The organism is Bradyrhizobium rifense (genome assembly GCF_008123425.1).
Lineage (GTDB): Bacteria > Pseudomonadota > Alphaproteobacteria > Rhizobiales > Xanthobacteraceae > Bradyrhizobium > Bradyrhizobium rifense.
This window is the reverse complement of the sequence record NZ_VSSS01000002.1, coordinates 35,954-53,163: the sequence shown is the minus strand read 5'-3', so window position 1 is coordinate 53,163 and position 17,210 is coordinate 35,954. Positions and strand designations below refer to the sequence as shown.

19 protein-coding genes and 3 pseudogenes are annotated in these 17,210 nt (G+C 61.8%); 13 read left to right on the top strand and 9 right to left on the bottom strand.

All coding sequences use genetic code 11. The features are described from left to right. Positions 1-51 precede the first annotated feature (51 nt). The 3 genes from FXB40_RS01115 (at position 52) to FXB40_RS01105 (ending at position 3,828) form a co-directional block, all read left to right on the top strand. A complete protein-coding gene (locus FXB40_RS01115; protein ID WP_148770313.1) occupies positions 52-3,189 on the top strand; it encodes a CheR family methyltransferase in 3,138 nt (1,045 codons plus the stop codon). Positions 3,190-3,421: 232 nt separating this feature from the next. Continuing rightward, positions 3,422-3,628 carry a hypothetical protein gene (locus FXB40_RS01110; protein WP_148770311.1) on the top strand — a complete coding sequence of 69 codons (207 nt, stop codon included), beginning with the start codon at positions 3,422-3,424 and terminating at the stop codon, positions 3,626-3,628. Positions 3,629-3,630: 2 nt separating this feature from the next. Beyond that, complete coding sequence (locus FXB40_RS01105; protein ID WP_148770309.1) at positions 3,631-3,828, top strand: hypothetical protein; 198 nt, start codon at positions 3,631-3,633, stop codon at positions 3,826-3,828. A 191-nt stretch (positions 3,829-4,019) separates the two neighbouring features. On the opposite strand, the gene FXB40_RS01100 is transcribed toward FXB40_RS01105, so the two are convergent. Next, a complete protein-coding gene (locus FXB40_RS01100) occupies positions 4,020-4,493 on the bottom strand; it encodes an alpha-ketoglutarate-dependent dioxygenase AlkB (RefSeq protein ID WP_246207256.1) in 474 nt (157 codons plus the stop codon). 190 nt (positions 4,494-4,683) lie between these two features. On the opposite strand from FXB40_RS01100, the gene FXB40_RS47550 reads away from it, so the two are divergent. The 3 genes from FXB40_RS47550 to FXB40_RS50070 all read left to right on the top strand — a co-directional run bounded on the left by FXB40_RS47550 (position 4,684) and on the right by FXB40_RS50070 (position 6,205). Further along, the gene (locus tag FXB40_RS47550) at positions 4,684-4,878 is read left to right on the top strand and encodes a hypothetical protein (protein WP_187436585.1); all 195 of its coding nucleotides are present in this window, start codon (positions 4,684-4,686) and stop codon (positions 4,876-4,878) included. A gap of 40 nt (positions 4,879-4,918) precedes the next feature. Next, on the top strand, positions 4,919-5,134 hold the full coding sequence (locus tag FXB40_RS01095; RefSeq protein ID WP_148770307.1) for a hypothetical protein: 216 nt from the start codon (positions 4,919-4,921) through the stop codon (positions 5,132-5,134). Positions 5,135-5,512: 378 nt separating this feature from the next. Next, positions 5,513-6,205: an NUDIX hydrolase gene (locus tag FXB40_RS50070; RefSeq protein WP_347339740.1), complete on the top strand. Its 693-nt coding sequence runs from the start codon at positions 5,513-5,515 to the stop codon at positions 6,203-6,205. Here the strand turns inward: FXB40_RS50070 and FXB40_RS01080 are convergent. Next, positions 6,146-6,990: pseudogene (locus tag FXB40_RS01080) on the bottom strand (DUF72 domain-containing protein). The gene FXB40_RS50070 and the pseudogene FXB40_RS01080 sit on opposite strands and share 60 nt — an antisense overlap. Positions 6,991-7,019: 29 nt before the next feature. After that, positions 7,020-8,046 (bottom strand): annotated as a pseudogene (locus FXB40_RS01075) (DUF763 domain-containing protein); the annotation flags it as partial. Here FXB40_RS01075 and FXB40_RS50065 point away from each other — a divergent pair. After that, positions 7,990-8,628 carry a molybdopterin dinucleotide binding domain-containing protein gene (locus FXB40_RS50065; protein ID WP_347339739.1) on the top strand — a complete coding sequence of 213 codons (639 nt, stop codon included), beginning with the start codon at positions 7,990-7,992 and terminating at the stop codon, positions 8,626-8,628. The pseudogene FXB40_RS01075 and the gene FXB40_RS50065 overlap by 57 nt on opposite strands. 715 nt (positions 8,629-9,343) lie before the next feature. Here the strand turns inward: FXB40_RS50065 and FXB40_RS01065 are convergent. After that, a complete protein-coding gene (locus FXB40_RS01065) occupies positions 9,344-9,571 on the bottom strand; it encodes a hypothetical protein (RefSeq protein ID WP_071910996.1) in 228 nt (75 codons plus the stop codon). 227 nt (positions 9,572-9,798) lie between these two features. Continuing rightward, the gene (locus tag FXB40_RS48900; RefSeq protein WP_246207254.1) at positions 9,799-9,951 is read right to left on the bottom strand and encodes a hypothetical protein; all 153 of its coding nucleotides are present in this window, start codon (positions 9,949-9,951) and stop codon (positions 9,799-9,801) included. Between FXB40_RS48900 and FXB40_RS01060 the strand changes: the two genes are divergently transcribed. Both FXB40_RS01060 and FXB40_RS01055 read left to right on the top strand, forming a co-directional pair. After that, positions 9,950-10,909 (top strand): DUF1236 domain-containing protein, encoded by a 960-nt coding sequence (locus FXB40_RS01060; RefSeq protein ID WP_246207252.1) that lies wholly within the window; start codon positions 9,950-9,952, stop codon positions 10,907-10,909. The two genes, FXB40_RS48900 and FXB40_RS01060, sit on opposite strands and share 2 nt — an antisense overlap. A 24-nt stretch (positions 10,910-10,933) precedes the next feature. After that, complete coding sequence (locus FXB40_RS01055; RefSeq protein ID WP_148770301.1) at positions 10,934-11,251, top strand: hypothetical protein; 318 nt, start codon at positions 10,934-10,936, stop codon at positions 11,249-11,251. A 622-nt stretch (positions 11,252-11,873) separates the two neighbouring features. Here the strand turns inward: FXB40_RS01055 and FXB40_RS01045 are convergent. Next, a pseudogene (locus tag FXB40_RS01045) lies at positions 11,874-12,292 on the bottom strand (ATP dependent DNA ligase); the annotation flags it as partial. A 95-nt stretch (positions 12,293-12,387) separates the two neighbouring features. Between FXB40_RS01045 and FXB40_RS01040 the strand changes: the two are divergent. From FXB40_RS01040 to FXB40_RS01025, 4 genes are all read left to right on the top strand, one after another. Further along, entirely contained in the window at positions 12,388-12,597 is a 210-nt protein-coding gene (locus tag FXB40_RS01040; protein ID WP_148770297.1) for a hypothetical protein, read from the top strand. Between the two features lie 141 nt (positions 12,598-12,738). Further along, positions 12,739-13,854 (top strand): glycosyltransferase family 4 protein, encoded by a 1,116-nt coding sequence (locus FXB40_RS01035; protein ID WP_148770337.1) that lies wholly within the window; start codon positions 12,739-12,741, stop codon positions 13,852-13,854. 87 nt (positions 13,855-13,941) lie between these two features. After that, complete coding sequence (locus FXB40_RS01030) at positions 13,942-14,361, top strand: CopG family transcriptional regulator (RefSeq protein WP_148770295.1); 420 nt, start codon at positions 13,942-13,944, stop codon at positions 14,359-14,361. Between the two features lie 5 nt (positions 14,362-14,366). Then, on the top strand, positions 14,367-15,530 hold the full coding sequence (locus FXB40_RS01025; RefSeq protein ID WP_148770293.1) for an extracellular catalytic domain type 1 short-chain-length polyhydroxyalkanoate depolymerase: 1,164 nt from the start codon (positions 14,367-14,369) through the stop codon (positions 15,528-15,530). 253 nt (positions 15,531-15,783) lie between these two features. Here FXB40_RS01025 and FXB40_RS48895 read toward each other — a convergent pair whose 3' ends face one another. From FXB40_RS48895 to FXB40_RS48890, 3 genes are all read right to left on the bottom strand, one after another. Next, entirely contained in the window at positions 15,784-16,005 is a 222-nt protein-coding gene (locus FXB40_RS48895; RefSeq protein WP_246207250.1) for a response regulator transcription factor, read from the bottom strand. A gap of 86 nt (positions 16,006-16,091) precedes the next feature. After that, complete coding sequence (locus FXB40_RS01015) at positions 16,092-16,448, bottom strand: PRC-barrel domain-containing protein (RefSeq protein WP_148770291.1); 357 nt, start codon at positions 16,446-16,448, stop codon at positions 16,092-16,094. Between the two features lie 383 nt (positions 16,449-16,831). Next, positions 16,832-17,008, bottom strand: a complete 177-nt coding sequence (locus FXB40_RS48890; protein ID WP_246207247.1) for a hypothetical protein — start codon at positions 17,006-17,008, stop codon at positions 16,832-16,834. Between the last annotated feature and the right edge of the window lie 202 nt (positions 17,009-17,210).

The window sequence follows — 17,210 nt, the reverse complement described above, 5'->3', positions numbered from 1 at the left end:
TGCGCCACGAAAGCGTTACGCCAAGGGTTCAGGATTTGAGATCGACGACAAATGGATCATCCGGGTTTTCCCATCGTCGGCATCGGGGCCTCGGCCGGTGGCATTGAGGCGCTGGAAGGCTTTTTTCGCGGACTTCCGGCCGATCCCGGTTTCGCGATCGTCATCGTCACGCATCTCGGCCCAGAGCGCGAAAGTCTGCTCCACGAAGTTGTAAGCCGGCTCACGACGATGTCGGTGACGACGATCACGGACGATGTCGAGGTCAAGCCCAATTGCGTGTTCGTGCTGACCAGCAGCGCCATCCTGACCATCGAGCATAAGCGTCTGCAGGTTCAGAAGAATGCTGGCCGGCGCGAGCGAAAGCCGATTGATATCTTCTTCAGTTCACTTGCGATTGACGTCGGCGAGATGGCCGCCGGTGTCGTGCTGTCTGGCGGTGACGGCGACGGCACGCTCGGCATCAAGGCCATCAAGGAGCGGGGCGGAATCACCTTGGCGCAGGTGGCGGATAGTTTTGGCCCGAACCATCCCGATATGCCGGAAAGCGCGATCGCAACGGGCTTCGTCGACTTTGCCATTCCAGTCGAAAAGATGGGTGAGAAGCTCGTCGAGTTCGGCCATGGAAATCTGCTGATCGAACGGATGATCGACCAGTCGCATCGCGCTTCCGACGAGCAGAGCATCCACACCGCGATGCCGGAAATCTACGCCATCTTGCGCAACCAGATCGGCCACGATTTCAGCGGTTACAAGGTCAAGACCTTCATGCGGCGGGTGCTGCGTCGGATGCAAATCAGGCAGCACGCAACCATCGAGGGCTATGTCGAGCGGCTGCGGCAGGAGCCGCCGGAAGTGAATGCGCTATTCCGCGACCTCTTGATCAATGTGACCAACTTCTTCCGAGACGCCGATGCATTCGAAGGCCTTGCCGCCTCGGTGATCCCCAAATTGTTCGACGGACGTGGCGCCGACGATACGGTGCGGGTGTGGGTGCCTGGCTGTTCGACGGGCGAAGAGGTTTTTTCGATCGCGATGTTGCTGCGCGAGTATATGGACAAGCTGTCGGCGATCCCGCGCGTCCAAGTCTTTGCGACCGATATCGACGAGCGTGCACTGTCGGTAGCTCGCGTGGCGCGATATCCGGAGGCCTTGCTGGACAGCGTCTCGGTCGAGCGGCGCAAGCGCTTCTTCATTCTGGACGGTGGCAGCTACGTGGTGTCCAAGGACGTCCGCGAACTCTGCATCTTCTCGCCGCACAGCGTCGTCCGCGATCCGCCGTTCTCGCGCATCGACCTGGTCTCTTGCCGCAATTTGTTGATCTATTTCGGCGCCGATGTGCAAAATCAGGTGATACCGACGTTTCACTATGCGTTGCGGCCGGATGGATATCTCTTTCTGGGCTCGGCGGAGAATGTAAGTCAGTTCGCGGAACTGTTCATCCCGATCGAGAAAAAGCATCGCATCTTTCGCCGCCGGTCCGACGTGGCTTCCAATATCCGTCTTCCGATCCTCATTAATACGTTGAAGCCGGGCCAACTGGGCGAGTTGGTGCCGCGCCGTCCACCGTTGAGCGGGCTATTGTTGCGCCAAAGCGTGGACGAATACGTCCTGGATCGATTCTCGCCCGCCCATGTTGTTACCAATCGCGATGGCGACGTCATCTACTACTCTAGCAAGACCGGAAAATACCTCGAAGCGCCACCCGGCGCGCCGACGCGGCAACTTCTGACATTGGCGCGCCGGGGATTGCGGCTCGATTTGCGGACGGCGTTCCGCGAGGCCGTCGAGACCGGCCGCGCGGCCTCGCGCGAGGGCGTTGCGCTCGAAAGCGACGCCGGCGGTGTCCAGATCGTCGACATTCTGGTCGATCCGTTTGGCGATAGCGGAAACGAGCCGCTCTATATGATCGTGTTTCTCGATCAGGGACCGGTTCTCAGCCGTGAAGAAGCGCTGATGCGCGCGAATTCCGCGCACCAGGGCGTTGCGTTGCATGTCGAGCGTGAACTGCGCGAGACGCGAGATCGACTGCAGTCGATGATCGAGGAATACGAAACGGCGCTGGAGGAATTGAAATCATCGAATGAGGAATTGGTCTCGGTCAACGAGGAAATGCAATCGACCAACGAGGAGCTTGAGGCTTCCAAGGAAGAGCTTCAGTCGGTCAACGAGGAGCTACACACAGTCAATGCCGAGCTCAGCACCAAGGTCGACGCGCTGGACCGTGCCAATAGCGACTTGCAGAACCTTTTTGAGAGCACAGACGTTGCAACGGTGTTCCTAGACCGGGCGCTGACGATCAGAAGCTTCACGCCGACGGTCGCCGGAATATTCAATATCCTGCCGGGAGATCGCGGCCGCCCCATCACCGATCTGTCGAGCAGGCTCAATCTTGCCGGTCTGGCCGGCGAGATCAGGTGTGTCCTCGACAGCGGCGAAGCCCTCGAACGCCGGGTGCAAACCGAGGATGGCGCTACGCATTACCTTGTTCGCCTGTCGCCCTACCGTGACGGCATTCAGAAGATCGAAGGCGTGGTGATCGCGTTTGTTGATATCACCACGATTACGGTCGCCGAGGCCCGGCAGAATGTCCTCATTGCGGAGCTGCAGCACCGCACGCGCAACTTGTTGACGGTGGTTCAATCGATTTCGCGCAGAACGATCGGCAAGGGCGAGGCGCTTGACGCGTTCTCCGCCAGGCTCGCATCGCTCGGTCGGGTCCAGAGTCTCGTCAGCGGAGGATCGGCTGACAAGATCGACCTCGGCGATTTGATTCGATTTGAGATCGAGGCCATCGGCGCGACTGAAAGCGGCAAGGTTCAAGTGAAGGGGCCGCCGATTGCGCTGAATTTCGAGCTCCTGCAGACGCTCGGTCTTGCCTTGCACGAGTTGACCACCAATGCGCTGAAGTACGGTGCACTCAAGTATCCTGACGGGGCGCTCGCGATCTCCTGGGATGTTCGCTATGATGCCGGCAGGCAGCCAATGCTGGCGCTGGACTGGAAGGAGACAGGTGTGCCGATTTCCAGGGCCCCGCCTCGAAAGGGTTTCGGTCGCGAGCTGATCGAGCGCGCGCTGGTGGCTTCCTTGCAGGCGTCGACCAAAATGACTTTCGGATCCGACGGGCTTTCATGCCACATTGAACTTCCGCTCGGCGCGCCTGTCGAAGCCGTGTCTCACAAGGTGGATTGACATTCGGGTGCGCAAGGACGGGGACCCGACTGCTCCAATCGTCCGGAAGCCCATCTCCATCGGCGGTAGGCCGCTTCGGTGCCCCGGGCAAATGGCAATTGGTACCCCCAAGTCCAAAATAGTTCCGCTGTCTTGGCAGTTTTTTCTGAGCGTCTGAATAACCTGGGTTAGCGACGACCAGCCGCTGCCGCCGCAGTCTTGCGGGCAACGGATAGGTAAACCAGGACGCCTCATGACGGCCAAGCGGAATCGACGAAAGCAAACGGTGCCGTTCGACCAACGGTTGCAGCGAGTCGCCGGCGAAGCGCGGGCGGCCGCCGGAAACCTCCCCGACGGACAACAACGCGATGCTCTCCTGCGAAAGGCGAAACAGGCGGAAACGGCCGCTCAGATGAACGAGTGGCTGAGTTCGCCCGGACTGCAAAGCGCCGGCAAATGACAATGGACCGCAAGACGGCGTGCCTCACGCAAGCCGCAGCCTGTCGGGCGAAGGCCGAGGCCGATCCCGTCAACCGCGATTACTGGGTCGATGAGTCGATCAAATGGCTTGAACGTGCTGTCGAGACAGGCGGGCGTTTGATGGTCATCTTTGAAGACAATGAGGGACAGCCGCGCGCGGGTTCCTCGACGGAGAGATGAAGCTTCTCGTATCGGGATGCGAAAGCTGTGTACCGTCGACGGCGCTTTCGAATTAGCTGACCGCCAATAGGTCGCCGAGGTAGCGAGGGGTCGGTCAGGAGCAATTCACATGGTTCGAAAGGTGATCGAATGCCGGAGAGCCTCCACAGCGGGAATGCTGTGCTCCCGTTCCTGTCGGGCCGGACCCGCGATCATGTAGATCGACCGTGGCGCCGCATCGAGCGTATAGCGCTGCATTCGTCAGCCGCAGGGCGCCGAAAACGTAATCTGCAGGACGATCCCAGCGACAGCCCGAATATTCGGTCAAAGTGCGGCTTATCGCGGTGCCAGCCGATGCCGACGCCGGTATCGTATTCGGTACAGAGAGCTTGGGCGATCTTGGTGTTTGCACCCCCCGACTCCTCGATGCGTTCAATTAACCGCGCGAGCCATGATGGAATCGGGCTGGCCTCCTGCGGACGGCGCAGCATGTAGTCGTACCGAGAGCCGAACGACACCACACGCCGCTTGCCCTCATATCGGCAAAACTGAAATGGTTGCAGCGGCAGCGTTGCGATCCGTTCGATCAAATCCCGTTCGGTCGCTGGCGAAATGAAATCGGCAGCGTAGCGCAGGCCATCGGGAACGAGGGGCGAGCCGGAGAATAGCGGCAGCTGCTCAGCCAAGCCGGCGGTTCCTTCATGCGGGGCGAGGATTAGTTTCACAGAGGGACAAGCAACCCCAGAAGGAAGGGCCATCGACCCCCGACGGCAGGCTCTTCTCCTAACACAGGTTAGTGACGGTGCAGTGGGAACGACGCAGATTGGGTTTCTAGGCGGTGACAGATTTTGTGAAGCGCGCACTGTTGATTGGCAAATGACTGAAAAGAAAAACTTCCGACGTCCGGATCACGAACTGGAGGCAAAGGCCCTGGTGGCGCTCGAAGAGGCCCGCGCGCTGCCGCATGGACCCGAGCGAACGCGGGCCTTGAAGGAGGCAGGTAGTCTGCGAAATGCAGCATATATGTTCGGTATTGTATTTGCAAAACGCGGGAGACCAGCGAAGACGTGAAGGTCATCGCAAATTCCCGACGACGCGATGGAGAAAGACCATGATCAAGTTGGACCAGGGCACAGTCGCCAACGTGGACGTTGCGTTGGAGAATATTTGCCGAAAGCTTCCAAATTGCGGCGGCGATCATGAAACACGTAAGTATGTTGCGAAGAAGCTCCTTCAGGCAGCGAGAAAGGGCAACACCAGGCTCGAAGCACTGGAGGACGTTGCACGCCGCGCGTTACGTGAACTATCACGAAGCCAAGTTGCATAACGAATAATTGGCGCAAAGATTGAGCGACTAGGGCGGCCTAGGCTTTCATGCGTTCGCGTGCCGTGTAGGTCACCGCTTCGATCGTGGAGCCATACGCGACGTCGCACGCCGTTCTCGATGAGGACGCCCGCTTTCAGCAGGAGGTCTCGAACGTCGCGCGGGCGCTTGCAAATGCTGTGACACTTGCGCGGGGGGCCGGCTGGTCGATCCCGGTCACGGCCTCAAGGATCCGATGCCGAAGTGACTCGAATAGGTCGTCCAGCTGGCCCGTCGGCGCTCCGTCCGCTGCCCCAAAGACCCGCGTTAACATACGTTAAGCCGTCCCGCGCGGACCCTCGCTAGGGTGTCGGCAGAACCCATTGAGGCAGGGAGGTAGATATGCTCGATGGTGAGACGGCCGCGATGCTTCGCGCGGTGTTGGACGAGATTTGCGGAGATATGCCGCACTCCGACATCATGAGAACCAACGTCGCATCGGGACTGCTGGAAGCCATTCGCCAGGGGCGTTCGTCGATCGAGGAGCTCAGGGAATGCTGGCCGGGAGGCGCTGCGTACGGTCCCAAGCATGTGGCGCTGAGCTTTAGGGCTTTGCGCGCGCTCTCCGATGTTCCACGCAACAGTCAGAATACGACGCTTAGGAGCGGCGTGGGCAACAAGCAGTTTGCGGCACTCCCCTTCCAGTTGGGTAAGGCTGAACTGAGCGTGCTGCTGATCACGACGCGGCGAAAAGGGCGTTGGTCGATCTCCAAGGGTTCGCCAAAGCCGGGAGAGCCGCAGCGTACCGCCGAGACCGAGGCTTTCGAGGAAGCTGGTCTGTTGAGAAAGGTCAGGGGAAAGGCGATCGGCACCTACTGGCGCAATAATCGAAAGGGCAAGCGGAAGATCGCCTGCGATGTCCGGCTGTTCCCGCTGAAAGTGCGAGCGCAAAAACGACGCTGGCCCGAGCGCGGACAACGCGAAGTGATATGGTTGCCGGCGAAGCAAGCGTCGGCGCTTGTATACAAGCCTGCGCTAACCCGTCTGATCGTGCGCTTTGCCCGTCGAAAGCGACGCAAGTCGCGAAACGCTTGACGACGCAGCCAGGCTTTCAACCAAAAGCCGATCCAATCGCCTGCGATCCTGTCGCCGGGCAAATCCAAGAAGCTTGCAAAGCTTCCTGGCATCGGCTGGCGCTGCGCTCTTCTGATCGTTGTCGAAATAGACATAGACGTCGCATCCCTGGCGCTTCCAACTGCGGATATGTTTGGCCCAGTCGGCCAGCTGGGCGGGCTTGTAGTGCCCACGATACCGTCCGCCTGGACCGTGGCCTCGGACGTAGACAAAATCGGCGGTGCGCTTCCACGGCGCCGGCGCGTCGTGATGGTCGGAAATGCAAAGCGCGATATTCCACGCGGCCAGTAGCTTCAAGATGCGTGGTTCGTACCAGCTCGGATGACGAAATTCGAAAGCGTATCGTCGCCGTCGTTTCAGCAACTTGAGAAAGGATGCGAGCCGATCGGCATCAACTTCGAAGTTCGGCGGCAGCTGAAACAGAACCGGTCCGGCCTTCCCACGTAGCAGCGTCAGACGATCTTCCAGCAACTCGAGGCTGTTGACCGACTTCTCCGACAGGCGTTTCCAGTGCGTGATGAACTTGGAGGCCTTCCACGCAAACAGTCCTTGCCCGTCGCATTGTGCCATTCGACGCGGACAGCCTGCTCAGTCGACGTGCGGTAGAAAACGCCATTGAGCTCGGTCGTGCAGAATTGGCTGGCGTAATAGTCAAGCTGCCCCTTGAGTGGCAGGCCCTCGGGGAAAAACGGACCCCGCCAGGAGTCATAGTGCCAACCGGATGTCCCAATGAGAACGCGCGCCATGCCAATCGTCCAGGCTCATAAGCTCTCGCTCAGGATTTGAGGACCGGCGAACGCCCGGCAAGGTCGGCTTCCCAGCCAAAGACCGAACGGCCATCCAGGGAGGGGGAGCGAGCGCGCTCGCCCGCCACAAACGTTTCAAACGACGGCACGGTGGCCGTTCGTTCCAACCTTGCGGGCCTGGTCGTCCAGCCGCTTCAATGCCTGCATCTCCTCGTGCGGCCGAGCCTTGCCTGCTGCACGGCAGATTTCAGGACACGGATGGTCTCGTCGTAAACCTTGATCGGCACAGGGTAGGGTGGCGGTCCTTGCCGACCATGGGCGAGCGAGAAACGCGCCGGATCGCGGAAGCGATAAGGGCGCGCCATGGACGACTTCGGCCACCATGGCCAATGACTGCACAGTCCGAGCACCGACGCCCGGCGTAAGGAGGAGCTCCGGAAAGTCCACCGGCCCGCGTTCCGCGGCCGCGGCGAGCGTGCCGTGGAGCCGCCGGATAAAGACGTCGCTTGCGCGAACGTCGTGATGATCGGGCATGATCAGGTAAGGCAGGTCGGGCTGAACTGCGGTCGGCCGCGTCAGCTCGGCATATTGACGGGCAATGCCGTCGGGGCCGAGGGCGGCGAGGAGATCGAGCTGCGCCCGGCGTGAGGCATCAGCGCGACGATCGATGAGATTGACGATCTCGCCTTGTGCCGGACCGTCGATCGCGCTGTGCGGCTCATCGACAAAACTTCGCAGTCCCTCGGAGTGCCAATGATAGCGTCGCGCCTGCCGCCTGTCCTCGTTCATACCTTGCTGGACCACCGTCCATTTGCCGTCGTCGGTGACAAAGAAGCCGTGAAGATAGAGGTCGAAACCGTCCTGGACTGCGGCGCTGTCCACCTTGGCCACAAGACGGGTCGTGCGCGTCAGGGCGAGGCCGTCAAAACCAATGCGATCGCCAAGCGCCGACAATTCGTCAGGCGTGCGCCGCGAGTGCTTGCGGCGTCCGCCACACACATGGATGCCAAGCTCGTCCTGCAGCGGTGCAAGTCCGCGCTTGAGCGCGCCGATGATTACTCGAAAATCCGGGACGCCATCGCTGAGACATACCCGCAATGGTTCAAGGACTTCAATGCGCGGCTGACGGAGCCGGGAGGATTCTATCGATCGAACAAGGCGCGAAAGCGGGATTTTTCCGACACGGAAACCGGTCGGGTGACTTTCTTCGCTCCGAAGCAGCTTTCGGCCACGGGTTTCGCCGACAAAGCGGGATTATTCCGGCTGATGACGCTGAGGTCGAGCGACCAGTTCAACACCACGACCTACGGCTACGAGGACCGACTGCGCGATGTCAGCGGGACCCGAGACGTCGTCTTCATGAATCCGGCCGACATTGCCAAGCTCGGATTGACCGACGGAGACGCGATCGGCCTCGCGACCGAGGCGGCCGACGGCGTTCGCCGTGAGAAGCACGGGCTCATGGTGTATTCCTACGACATCCCGCAGGGATGCATTGGCGCCTACTATCCCGAGTGCAATGTGTTGATCCCGCTCTCCCATCATGCCGAGCAGAGCAAGGTGCCGGCCGGAAAATCGGTCTCGGCGCGGATCATTCGGTCGTCGATGCGCCAGCCGGAAGTCCCGCTCGCTCCTTGAGCCGGCGTTGCGCGCCGATCGGTCGGGAATGTGCGCCGTGCCGGCGAAATGACCCGAGCGGGACGCGCCGACGTCAGCGCATCCCAACGCGTTTTCCAGCTGCCGCTTCGTTTAGCGAGCCGATGCCGATTTGCTCCAGCGATGAGCGCGCGGCGATGCCGGGATATTTGACGCCGGCACAAATGGCGGAAGTGCGGAAAGCGGCCGGCGCCGAATTTGACGCGGTCGTATCCGTATGATGAGCCTGCATCATTGCGGGGGCTGTTCAGATGGCGGGCGACGAGTGGCATTCATCCGGCGATCTGCGCCTGCGGCTGATGGCGCGGCGATACGTCGCGAACAAAAGGGCGAGATCGCCTTGATGAAGAATGTGAGTGGTATTGAGGCGGTGCGACAGGCAACGCGCAATATGTCGGCCTTCACTTTGCTTTTCCGACCGCCGGAGGCGTCAACGCGCCGGTCGCCTTGTACGGGGTCTCCGAAAGTATTCGAATGCCTTGGGAGCTGGGACGCGGGTCCTTTGGACAGCATCGCTTGACGGAGTAGTGGCCCATCCGAGGGATTGGACGGGCCACTTTCGAAGCGAACTTCCATCTACTCAACGCATGTGAATTTACCAATAGCCGGCGCCGCCGATGACGATCGCCCCGGCGACGACCCACAACAGGAATAGCAACTGTATTCGCCTGAGCCGATGCCGGTCCGTCCGAAGTTCTTACTGCTCGGTGCAGACCTTGGTGGTCTTGACTGCGGACTCCGCCTCCGTCTTGGTCTTGTAAACACCGTCGCCCACGACTGTCGTGGTGGTCGTCGTCGGCTTGGTGTCGACCACGGTGCACTTCTTCGTGGTGGCATCGCGGATGATGTAGAACTCGGCGGCGCTGGCCGCCTGGGTACCCAGAGCGAACGCGGCGAGCGCGCCGCAAACGATCAGCTTCTTCATTTCTGTCTCCTCCAGTGGCTTCAAAGTAGTCACTCCTAACGAGGGGTTCAGTTGCAAGTTCCAGTTGTTCCCGAAAGATGCCGTAGCGCGCGCTGCTGCGGTGTCGCAGCAATCTTCCTCTCGCCGGAACAAATCGTCGGCGCACGTGCAATTCTGATTGCCGAGTTTTCCCGATCTGGAACTCAGCCCACCATCGCGTGTTAACGGGCGACCGCATTCAGGAGGTTTCAAATGAACAAACGTTTATTTTTGGCTACGACCGCTGCAGTCGCGATTGCGACTTCGGCATTTGCGCAGTCGTCTCCCAAGACTTCGAGCTCAAATTCGCCGACCGCGCAACGACCGCAGGATTCCACTTCCACGACGACGCCGTCCTCCATGTCCACTACACCGTCGTCCAATTCGTCCGGGCAGGCCAGCACTCCTTCGACGAACTCGGCCCAGACGCAGCAGCCTTCTTCGACCGGTCAGAACGCTGCGAACCAGTCGTCCAATTCCGGGAGCGGGTCCAACACCACGCAGGCGCCGACCTCCGGCAACTCGACCAATCAGGCCCAGACCAGCCAGCCTTCCGACCAGACCACTACGCCCTCGAACCAGGCGCAGACCAATTCGCCCTCGTCCGGCCAGACCCAGAGCGCGAATCCGCCGGCCTCGACCAGCAATCAGGCGCAGTCTCCGACCGGCAGCAATTCGACCAACACGGCCCAGCAGCCGAACAACCAGCAGAACACGGCCGATCGCTCATCGAACACCAACATGAATGCGTCGGTGAACATCAACGATCAGCAGCGGACGCGGATCAGCACGTCGATTTCGCACCTGAACCTGCAGCCCCTCAACAACGTGAACTTCTCGCTGTCGGTCGGCACGGTCGTGCCGCGCGACGTCCGCGTGCAACCGCTGCCGGCGGAGGTGGTCGAGATCGTGCCCCAGTACCGAGGCTACGATTTCGTTCTGGTGAAAGACGAGATCGTCATCGTGGAGCCCTCCAGCTACAAGATCGTCGCCGTGATGCCGTACTCGGGCCGCTCGACGGCGGCAGCGCCGGCGCGCTCCGAGCAGCGCAATGTCACCTTCAGCGATCGTGACCGCGAGGTGATCCGCAAGCACGCCAAGGCGCGTCCCGTCGAGCGCGAACGGCAAACGACCGGCAGTACGGTGCGAACCGAGATCCGCCGAGGCGAGCGAGTGCCGGACGGCGTGGAGATCGATGCTTTCCCGGACGAGGTCTATCGCGAGGTGCCGAGTCTGCGGGACTACCGATACATTCACCGGGATAGCCGCACCTACATCGTAGAACCGCAGGAACGTCGTATCATCGAAGAGATCGACTGATCTCGCCAAGTAAGGAGAACGCTCATGAAGACAATTGCACTTGGAGCTTTCGCGACGGCCTTGTTGGCGTCGGCTGCCCCTGCCGCTCCGCTCAATCCGACCGCGGCCGGTTCACCCGAGTTATCGGGCATCGACCAGGTCCGGCTCGTTTGCAACGAGTACGGCCGCTGCTTCCGGACCCGCGGTCCCCGCTATGTCCAGCGCTATTACGGCGACGATGACGGCTACGTCGTGCGCCGGAGCTACGGCTACTACGGCGGACCAGGATACTACGATCGCGGCTACGGCTACTACGGCGGTGGCCCGAGCATCGGCTTCAGCTTCGGCACCGGCCGTTGGTGACCAAAGAAAGGGCCGCTCCCGAGCGGCCCTTTCATACGGATAGACGTTGCGGTGATCGGAGGTCCGCTCTTGCCAGATTGCTAGGACAGAAAGAGCAACTGCTGGCGCGGCTTGAAGCCGGACCCGGCCCGAACGAGCGTGCCGAAATCCAGGCGCTTCTCGCCAAGATCGATACCGCGCTGAAGCTTCTCGGGGCTGAAAAGTCTCTCGGAGCAGAGCCGACGGACTGAGGACTGAGGGGCCTTAACTCACCAGCCCCCTAGGCGGGCTCGCAGACGACCAAAAGCCCCAGCTCGGGGGCTTGGGGGGCGGTGAGCTGGGGGCCAGTTCGGGGTTGCCCCTTGGGGCAGGGGCTTCGGGAAAACCTGGCAGTCGAGCTATCGTTCCTCTGGGTCGTCAGGAAGTTTTGGAGGGCGGGCGGTACCCGCCTAGCCGTACCGAGCCGGTCAATCCAAGTCCGGCGGCCTCATGGGCTGCCGTCCTGGTAAGGGCGCTTGCGAGCAAATGGCCACGTTGAACGCGATGGGCGTTTAGGTTCAGGGTCGCCGTTGCAAGTCGAGGCATTTGCGGGCGGGGACAATGCAGCGGCGTCCAGGTCGAGCGGCGAGGCGCCTACCGAACACAGATCCTCCCGCAAGCCCTTGAAGAAGGGATGCCGGACCTTGCCTTCCGCGGATGTGGCCCGGTACTCGATCTCCGCTAACAACTTTGGATGCCCTTGTGGCCGACGCGCTTCGCGAAGGGCTGCATCTTCCGGATCAGCGGCTCCAGCCGCTTCTGCAGGTCGGCGGCGGAGGCCTTGTCGACGCCATGGTCGACCTTGCCGGCGTAGCTCAGCTCGCCGTCCTTGCGTCGGCCGAGGTAGATACCGTCTCATTGACCCTCGTCGAGCGCGAAACCGGCGATGGTCAGGGTCTACCGCTCCGCGCAGGTCTTCTTCACCCAATTGTTGCCGCTGCCGCTCACGTAGGCGCAGTCACGGACGCCCTCAAGTCCGAGCTTGCAGGCGTGCGTGAACATCTCGCTCCCGTCAAATGACTCGCCTCGACGGGACACGATTTTTCGGGAAAAAATAGAAACTCGATCTTCCGAGACGAGTTGGCATCCAGCGATATCTCTTCTCGTCGGAGCCGAACATGGTCGATGACGTCCCGCTGCGCACGGCGGTACATACGGTCTGGTCTCTCTACCTGGCGAAGCACCGCGATGTCGATGCTTCCGACACCCGCCGCAGCCTGCTGGAGCGTCATCTGCAAGGGAGATGGGAAGCGCGTGTGAGCGATGCCGAAGAACTCACGGGATTCGGCCTGGCTTACCTTGAGCGCCTTCCCGAAGACGAATGTTGAGGCTGGTGGAGGGGTTCGTCAGGCGAACTGCGGTCGGCAGCGCCAGGCCGGATTGGACGTTGTTGGCCGTCTCAGAACTCGCCTCCGCGGCCATCGTCCTGTTCTTCCGCTCGATGTTTTCGGTCTAGAGGATCGGCATTGATGCGCATCGCTCAACTCGCTCCCCTGGCCGAAAGCGTCCCTCCGAAGCTGTACGGAGGCACGGAACGGGTCGTGGCATGGCTGGTGGATGAACTGGTCGAGCTCGGCCACGACGTCACGCTGTTCGCGAGCGGCGACTCCCGGACGAAAGGCGAGCTTCATTCCGTGTGGCCCCGCGCGCTGCGTCTCGGACGGAAGGGCGCCGATCCAAATGCCGCCTGCGCCGTGCTGCTGGACGCGATCGCAAAGCGTGCGAAAGACTTCGACGTGATCCACGCGCACATCGACTGGCTGCCCCTTCCGCTGCTCAGTCGGCTCGGCGTGCCCTTCGTGACCACCATGCATGGCCGGCTCGACCTGCCGGGCCTTTCCGAGGTGCTGCGGCAGTTTCCCGGCGCGGGCTTCGTGTCGATATCGGACCATCAGCGTCTGCCGTTACCGGAGGCGAATTGGATCGCCACGATCCAGCACGGACTGCCATCGAACAACTTTCGCCCGTCTTTCGATCAAGGATCCTATTTGGCGTTCCTCGGCCGCCTGACCGCGGAAAAGGGCCCCCAGGACGCCATCCGCATCGCGCGCGCCGCCGGAATGCCCTTGCGCATTGCCGCCAAGATTCCGCGCGGCGAGACAGCCTACTTCAAGAAGCAACTTGAGCCCCACATCGACGGTCGGGCGGTCCAGCTCGTCGGCGAGGTGGACGAGGTGAAGAAGCAGCCGTTCCTCGCAGAGGCCGCGGCCCTGTTGTTTCCGATCGATTGGCCGGAGCCTTTCGGCCTCGTCATGATCGAGGCGATGGCCTGTGGGACGCCAGTGATCGCCTACCGTTCCGGCTCCGTGCCAGAGGTCGTCGAGGACGGCGTGACCGGCTTCATCGTCGAGAACGAGGAGCAGGCTGTCAGAGCCGTAGGCGATCTGGGTCGGCTCGACAGACGAAAAGTACGCGCCCGCTTCGAGGAACGCTTCTCCGCGGACCGAATGGCGCGAGCGTATGAAAGCGCGTACCGCGGATTGATCTCTGCCGCGGCGGGGCACTCGGCTGCGGCATTCGCGGCGCCAAACGCTGAACATCGGCGCGAACCGAGGCCGGCCGACGAACTACCAGCGCCCAGCTAATCGATTTTTCGCTCCCTTGAAACCCCGCCATGAACATCCATATGACATCCATGAGCCATCCAATTGGATGGTTGAATGGATGCTTTCATGGCCGGCAATATTCGCGAGCTGCGACCCCGGATCCCCGATACCGAGAAGATCACGATCAACCTTGGCTATGTCGATCTGGGTCAGGTCGATCTGATGGTGCAGGAAGGGTTCTATTCGAACCGCACGGATTTCATCCGGACGGCCATCCGCAACCAGCTCGAACGCCACGCGGACGTCGTGAAGCAGTCGACGGTCCGAAAGAGCTTGGACTTGGGCTTGCGGAACTACAGCAGCGAGGATCTCGAAGCGGCGCGGCGCGCCGGCGAGATGCTGCACATCAACGTGCTGGGTCTCGCGACCATCGCCCAGGACGTCACCCCCGAGCTGGCCCGCGCCACCATTGCTTCGGTCTCGGTGCTCGGTGCCCTTCACGCCACTCCCGCGGTCAAGGCCGCACTCTCCGACAGAACTAGGTGAATGCGATGCTGAATCAGAACAGGATTTCTGAGGCCACGCGCCTCACGCGTGCGGGCCACCTGGTCGAGGCCACCGCGCTCCTGCAGCGCATGCTCCGCGGCGAGTCGCCAGAACCGTCCCAGACTCGTGTCGCGCCAGCTCGGCTCAAGCCGCCGACCATCGACGTGAAGGCCAGCGTCGTCGAGGAGAAGGAAAGCCGACGAGCTGTCCGGGTTTCTCCCACTCCCTTGCAGCGCTTCGATCGCTTGAAAGACTTCCCCGGACTCAACCTGCGTGGTCCGATGACCCGCGCTCCGCCTGCCACGACGGATATCGCACCCGAAGGCACGAGGTTCATCGCAGGCACCTTCCGCAGCGCGAATGGAAGCCGGAACTACAAGCTGTTCGTCCCAAGCCACTCGCAGGAAAAACCGCTTCCCCTCGTGGTCATGCTTCACGGTTGCACCCAGTCGCCAGACGACTTCGCGGCGGGCACCCGGATGAATTTCCTGGCGGAAGAGCTGAATTGCTTCGTGGTCTATCCGGAGCAGCCCAATGAAGCCAACCAAGCGAAATGCTGGAATTGGTTTCGCACGGGCGACCAGCAGCGGGAGGGCGGAGAGCCTTCGCTGATCGCAGGCATCACTCGCCAAATCATGCGCGACTATCCGATCGATCCGAAGCGGGTCTACGTCGCAGGTCTGTCGGCCGGCGGGGCGGCCGCCGCCATCATGGCAGCGACCCACGCCGATCTGTACGCGGCCGTCGGGATCCATTCCGGCCTCGCCTGCGGGGCGGCAAGCGATCTTCCCTCCGCGTTCTTGGCCATGCGGCAGGGCGGCGGGTCTAAAATTGCCGATGGTGGACCGCCGGTGCCGACCATCGTTTTCCATGGCGATCGCGACGCCACGGTGCATCCGAACAACGGCGACCGGATTATCGAGCAGTCCGTCAAGGGGGCAGGTTTGAAAGCGAAGGTGAGCGACGGACGAGTGCCCCATGGGCACGCCTACACCCGCACGATCCTTGCCGACGCGGACGGGCGCGCCGTCTCCGAGCATTGGAACGTTCACGGTGCCGGCCACGCCTGGTCGGGCGGCAGTCCCGCCGGCTCCTACACCGATCCGCGCGGGCCGGATGCGACAACGGAGATGCTGCGCTTCTTCCTCGAGCATCCGCTCCCGGGTTAGTCGGGCTTAGCAACGCGAGCCGGTCGCCCGGCGCGTCCCCGAATTTCCGGATCAGCTTGGCGTCGCCGAAACTCGCCGTTCGCGGAATTCCCGCTGCGGCGTTGGCGGCGCCTACGCATGATCCGGAGCTACCCGCCTGACGGCCCTGACGATGTCCTCCGGACGATAGGGCTTCTGCAACGTCAGACTTCCGGGAACGGGACGGGGCGAGACGGGTGAGAAACCGGTCGCATAGATCACAGGGAGTCCGGAATCATGCTCGCGGCAGCGTTCGGCGATCTGCCATCCCGTCGACGTTCCCGGGCAGCTTGACGTCCGTGATGAGAAGGTCGACGACCCGCCGCCCGCACCACGCCAGCGCCTCCTCGCCATTCGCTGCATGGACGACGTGGAATCCTTCCTCTCGCAGAGCCTCAACCACGAACTCGCGGATGAGAGGGTCGTCCTCGACGAGGAGTATTCGCACCGCCGACACCTCAAGTTTCTGGACAGAGCGCTTCTGCGCTTCTGCCGACGGCTGACGCCTTGATCGCCGTCGGCTAGCCCACTTGCCGGCAAGCGTCAGAATCCAGAATAGTAATCATTTATTGCTCTCGCTCGTCCGGGGTCTTCCCAATCCCAGGCGTTGTCGTTGCCATACTTCGGCGCACCCTGGAGCCTGTCTGCGGTGAGATTGGTTCGGTACCCGCCAAGGCCAGTGTCGTACTTCAACGACTGCCACGGCAGCGGGTAGTGATCGTCCCCGATGCCCAGGAAGCCGCCGAAGCCGAGAACCGCGTACGATACTTGGCCACTGACTTTGTCGATCATCACGCGCTCGATCGAGCCGATCTTCTGGGCGTCGGTGCCATAGACGGCAGTGCCTTCGACCTTGTCGCTACCGATCAACGTTCCTGTTTCACGCCTTTCCGTTTCCATCGTCATCCTCCTCCTTGGAAATATTTATGCAGGACAACTGCGATCGGCACGTGCTCGTTCCTCCGCTTCCTCGATCGCTAAGACCGACCGGTAAGTGAGGCGCCTGATTTGCGGAGCGCCTCGCGCTCCTCGCAGAGGTCGTCGACTTTCGCTCTCATCCACGACAGCAGAAGCTCCGCGGCTGCCGTCGGAACGCCGGTTCGCTGCAGCATCCGGATCGGCCGTCCTGTGCCGGGCGCGAGATTAGCGTCAGAGTGTCGCCTACGTTCGCTGCACGGGCCGGTCACCCAACTCGCTCATGAATGCAATGAACGGGACGGCCCACGTCGCCGAAGCATGCCCCAGCAGGACTATCGTCACGACAGCCTGCGTGAGCATCCCGCTTACCTCCGCAAGGCGGCGGCCCAAGGCCGCCGCAGCCGCATCGGCACGCCCCCGGGGGGCGGCGGATCGTCGTCGCCGTCGAGCCGCCTCAGCGCGGCGAGGATGTCCGCGAGCCGGATCGTGTGGCCCATGCCGGGAATTTCGCGTAGCGCGGGACAGGATTCGACCGCGAACATGTCGGACGCATGACGACAGGATGATCCGCTTCTCCGGTACGGAGAGTTCGTCGTCGTTCAGGACGTCCTCCGGAGACGCATAGTGAGCTGCTGGATGGAAGAATGGATTGAGATTGCCGGTGTTCGTGTTGGCGTTGGTCATCGATTGCCTCCCTTTACGCTCCTTTCGTCGGGACGGGTTTCGGGCGGCGACGACCGCCGC